Source organism: Microcystis sp. T1-4 (assembly GCF_000297435.1).
Lineage (GTDB): Bacteria > Cyanobacteriota > Cyanobacteriia > Cyanobacteriales > Microcystaceae > Microcystis.
In genome coordinates this window covers 1-2,225 of record NZ_CAIP01000063.1, presented here as the reverse complement: position 1 = coordinate 2,225, position 2,225 = coordinate 1, and the positions used below count along the sequence as shown (strand labels likewise).

Sequence of the window (2,225 nt, the reverse complement as noted above, 5' to 3'; positions counted from 1 at the left end):
AATAATTGACGAATTTCTTCTGCCCAATCTATTCGGGTTCGACTATCTCGGTTACTCACCCGTCTCCATCCTCGATGGGGGTCAAAAAACATGAACAAGGCTTGAACCCCTTCACGACTATAGTGATAGTCTTCTTTTGTATCTTGTCCAGGTTGCATGGGTATCGGGGGGTAAACTTCTCCAAGTAGTTGCTTTGATGCCTCATCCATCGCGATTAACGGTTCTTCTTCCGATGGCTGAGTGCCATACAGGTCAAGGACAACTTCCATCTGGGCAACAAATCGGGCTAAATCCTGTTCCGGAATACAGTATCTTTGGGTTTTCCAAGGGCGTAATTGGTTTTTTTTAGAGTACGCCACACCGTTGGACTGGAAATCTCGGTGATAATTTGTCTTTGTTTGAGTTCCGAGGTTAATAGTCGGATTGTCCACTCGGCTCGGCCAGATGGTGGCTCCGAACAGCACAGGGCAATGATTTGGGCAGCGGCGGCTCCATCAACTTTTGCTGGAGTGGGGGGAGTTTTTCTCGATTTCCGTTCTAATGCTGGTTTTTCGCCTTTTTGAAGAAATCTTTGACGAATACGTCCCACTGTGTTTCTATTGACCTCTAAAGCTTCGGCTATTTCTTCATCTGTCCATTTTCTTTTCGCCTGTTCTCCCTCGTCACACATCAGCAAAATCCGAGCGCAGAGAATTTTTTTAGCCGGTGCATAGCCATTACGACTGATTTGTTCGAGGTTTTCTCTTTGTTCCCCTGTTAGATTGACTTTATCTCACCGACCTCTTCCCATGATTGATGTCCTCTGCTTGTTCGAGCTATTGCCCTATTTTAGCTGAAACAGTCCACTAGGCTGTGAAGCGCGATAGCGTAACGCACCGATTTAATAATAGAGGTGGTGCTTTAGGGCAGATGGTTAATTTTGTTTTTTTGACGGAATTGATAGCCGCAAACACGCAGCCTACACTCTAAATACCTCAATCTCAGGACGTTGACTAAAATCTCGACTTTGCCACTGCTTTTGCCAAAAGCCACTGCCAAATTTTCCCAAAATAGATCAGATTCAGCAAAATTAAACAAAACACCGTCAACAGCAGGAAGAATCGACAAAAGTGAAGAATTCATGACATTCACCGCAAAGGATGGCTGCGACTATTTTGTGCAAACAATCCCCAATCTTTCAAGACTTCCATAACAGAAATTAACATTGATCGGGAAAACTATATAATACGGTTTACCGTCTGTCAGATCAAAATCATCGGCTAACTGCTGTTTTATTCACGATAACCCTATTATGCCTAAGATCTACCGTTTTGCCCAAGGTCATTTAAACCTATTGGAAACTTGTCCACCCAGATTTCAAAAAGTCTATCTAGAGCAACTTAACACACCGGCTGACCCCGGACAATTACAGGGGCAAGAATGGGGCAGTCAGTTTCACCTATTATTACAGCAGCGGGAATTAGGGCTGCCGATTGCGTCTTTATTAGGGGAAAATGAACAGTTAGAACATTGTTTAACAGCCCTATTAAAGGCTGCCCCGGCCATTGCCCAAAATCCGGGAGAAGACAATCGAGAAGCGGAACATTGTCGCAGTTTAACTGTGGGTAATTATTTATTAACGGTTATCTATGATTTAATTTTATTAGAGAGTGATCGAGCGGTAATTTTTGACTGGAAAACCTACTTAAAGCCGATCGATGCCGACAAACTAGCCAAAAATTGGCAGACGAGACTTTATCTGTATGTGTTGGCAGAAACTTCTGCTTATCCTCTTGATAGTTTATCGATGACCTATTGGTTTGTGCAGTTACCCCGCAGCCCCGAACAAATTACTTTTAACTATAATCGCAAACTACACCAACGGACAGGGCGGGATTTACGCCGTTTATTGAAGGCTCTCGATCGCTATCTATCAGCATACCAAAATGATTTAGTTGATTTTCCCCATCGTCCCGATTGTCAGCTTCATTGTCCCTATTATCTTAGACAAGAGCGATCGGACCCAATAGACTTACCCTCGATCAATGATATCCCTGAAATCAATCCTTTTGTCTAATTATTGCCGATGTCGTCAGTATTCTCAATTCTAAACTCTGAATTCTGAAGATTATTTTTATTACTGGACTTCCCCGTTGACAAAAAGCCATAAGCTGTGCTGTAGAAGGGATTAAGAGAATTTACAGCGCCCCGTTACTGGGTACAAATCAGGGAAACTCCCAATAAAT

The 2,225-nt window shown here is 43.1% G+C and carries 2 protein-coding genes and 1 pseudogene; 1 reads left to right on the top strand and 2 read right to left on the bottom strand.

What is annotated here, in order from left to right; all coding sequences use genetic code 11:
* Nucleotides 1–790, bottom strand: a pseudogene (locus MICAI_RS24830) (IS630 family transposase); the annotation flags it as partial.
* A 110-nt stretch (nt 791–900) separates the two neighbouring features.
* Nucleotides 901–1,122, bottom strand: a complete 222-nt coding sequence (locus MICAI_RS26250) for a hypothetical protein (protein ID WP_051011148.1) — start codon at nt 1,120–1,122, stop codon at nt 901–903.
* Nucleotides 1,123–1,291: 169 nt separating this feature from the next.
* Here MICAI_RS26250 and MICAI_RS03600 point away from each other — a divergent pair, with 169 nt between their 5' ends.
* Nucleotides 1,292–2,056: a PD-(D/E)XK nuclease family protein gene (locus tag MICAI_RS03600; RefSeq protein ID WP_008197866.1), complete on the top strand. Its 765-nt coding sequence runs from the start codon at nt 1,292–1,294 to the stop codon at nt 2,054–2,056.
* The last annotated feature ends 169 nt before the right edge of the window (nt 2,057–2,225 follow it).